The following is a 2,541-nucleotide window of genomic DNA, read 5'->3' on the forward strand; positions in this document are numbered from 1 at the left end:
CAGCTCGGCGTCCTTGAATTTGACGCCCGGCGAGGCCTGACGGTCGTCGAGCAGCACCTCGATGCCCAACCGGTCCAGGTCGGCGGCCAGGCTAGTGGCCCCTGCGCGAGCCTCGGCGTCCTTGTTGGCGATCACCACGTGGACGTCGAACGGCGAAACGCTCGACGGCCAGCGCAGGCCTAGCTCGTCGTGGTGCTGTTCGGCAATGACGGCCACCAGCCGGGACACCCCGATGCCGTAGGAGCCCATGATCAGCCGCACGGGTTTGCCGTCTTCGCCGAGCACGTCGACGGTGAACGCGTTGGTGTATTTGCGGCCGAGTTGGAAGATGTGGCCGATCTCGATGCCGCGGGCGGACACCAGCGGCCCGGCACCGTCGGGAGAAGGATCGCCGTCACGCACCTCGGCGGCCTCGATGGTGCCGTCGGCGGTGAAGTCGCGGCCGGCGACCAGCCCGACGACATGCTTACCGCGCTCGTCGGCTCCGGTGATCCAGCTGGTCCCGTCGACGATGCGGGGGTCGACGAGATAGCGAATGCCTTTTTTCTGCAACGCTTTCGGGCCGATATAGCCCTTCACCAGAAACGGGTATTTGGCGAAGTCGTCGTCGTCGAGCAGCTTGTACTCAGCCGGGTCGAGTGCGGCGCCCAGGCGGCGGTCGTCGACCTCACGGTCACCGGGCAGCCCGATACCCAACAGCTCCCAGTCCCCGCCCGGCTCGCGAACCTTGAGCATCACGTTCTTCAGGGTGTCGGCCGCGGTGACGGTGCGACCGAGGTCGGCGCCGTTGGCCCACTCGACCAGGGTGGCGATGGTCGGGGTATCGCCGGTGTCGTAGACCACCGGCTCGGGCAGGCCGTCGATGGGCAACGATTCAGGGCGCGCTGTGACGACGGCCTCGACGTTGGCGGCATAACCGGATTCGAGGCAGCGCACGAACGTGTCCTCGCCCACCGGGCTCTCGGCCAAAAATTCCTCGGAGGCGCTGCCGCCCATCGCGCCCGATACCGCCGAGACGATGACATAGCGCACCTGCAACCGGTCGAACATGCGCTGGTAAGCCTCGCGGTGCGCGTGGTAGGCGGCTTTGAGCCCGGCGTCGTCGATGTCGAACGAATAGGAATCCTTCATCAGGAATTCGCGGACGCGCAGGATGCCGGCGCGCGGGCGCGCTTCGTCGCGGTACTTGTTCTGGAGCTGGTAGAGCACCAACGGGAAGTCTTTGTAGGAGCTGTATTCACCCTTGACCGTGAGGGTGAAGAGCTCTTCGTGCGTCGGGCCGAGCAGATAGTCGTTGCCGCGGCGATCTTTGAGGCGAAACACGCTGTCCCCGTATTCGGTCCACCGGTTTGTCGCCTCGTATGGGGCGCGCGGCAGCAGCGCGGGAAACAGGATCTCCTGCCCGCCGATCGCGTTCATCTCTTCGCGCACGACACGCTCGATCTTGCGCAGGACCCGCAGGCCGAGCGGCAGCCAGCTGTACAGGCCCGGGCCGACGGGCCGGATGTAGCCGGCGCGGATCAGCAGCTTGTGGCTGGGGACTTCGGCGTCGGCGGGATCGTCACGCAGCGTGCGCAAGAACAGCTCGGACATCCGGGTGATCACAGCGCGCAAGCCTATGCGGCGATTGCAAGCGCGGCGAAGCCGGGCGCTGCAGGTCGCGCGCATGCGTATCGGTGAGCCTTGGCGGTCCGCCAAACAGCAGCTATGGCTGTGATCCGCGGCGGATCACGACCGTGGCATTCGTTTCGCGGAAGGGAGTTACAGCTCTCCGGCGTCCAGGGCGTCTTTGACTTCTTGCGCGTGCGCCACCTGTGCGGCGGAGTAGCCGATCAGCAGCGCCGCGCCGCCGACGATGACGGCCACGCCGGCCACCCACAGCAGGCCGTAGGTGTAGCCGTGGTCAAGGGCGTGCAATTGCGCGGCATTCATGTATTTCACCGGGCCGGTGGTGCCGCCTAGGTAGAGGGTGCGCGACGTGATGACGGCCTGGATGATGGCCAGCACCACCGGGCCGCCCAGGTTCTGCAGCATCAGCACGATCGCCGAGGTGGGCCCGATCCGGTCGAACCCGACGCCCGCGATCGCCGACAGCGCCAGCGGGACGACGATCAGGCCGATGCCGATCCCGCCGACGACGATGGGCATCACGAGGTTCGGGAAATACGGCATGTTCCCGCTCATCGTCGAGCCGTACAGCATCGCGCCCAGCACCAGCACACCGCCGGCGATGACCACCACGCGTGGCGGGAACCACGACACCAGCTGCGACGACGCACCCAAGCCGATGCCCATCGCGATGGCGAACGGGATGAAGCCAATACCCGCGCGAAGGGCGCTGTAGCCCATGATGTCCTGCACGTACAGTCCGATCAGCACGGTCAGCGTGAACAGCACGCCACCGGCCAGGAAGATGGCCGCGAACGTGGCTAGCCGGTTGCGGTCGAAGAACAGGTCGAAAGGCACGATCGGGTTCTCGGCCGTGCGCTCGACGATCGCGAACGCGATGAACGCGGCGACCGCTACGACACCAGAACCGAT

At 66.5% G+C, this 2,541-nt stretch carries 1 protein-coding gene and 1 pseudogene; both read right to left on the bottom strand.

The features are described from left to right. Nucleotides 1–1,605 (bottom strand): proline--tRNA ligase (locus tag VFA16_RS23530; protein WP_324970157.1); only part of this gene is annotated, 1,605 nt, incomplete at its 3' end. Between the two features lie 156 nt (nucleotides 1,606–1,761). After that, nucleotides 1,762–2,541 (bottom strand): annotated as a pseudogene (locus VFA16_RS23535) (MFS transporter); the annotation flags it as partial.

This window comes from Mycobacterium sp., from assembly GCF_035653355.1.
Lineage (GTDB): Bacteria > Actinomycetota > Actinomycetes > Mycobacteriales > Mycobacteriaceae > Mycobacterium.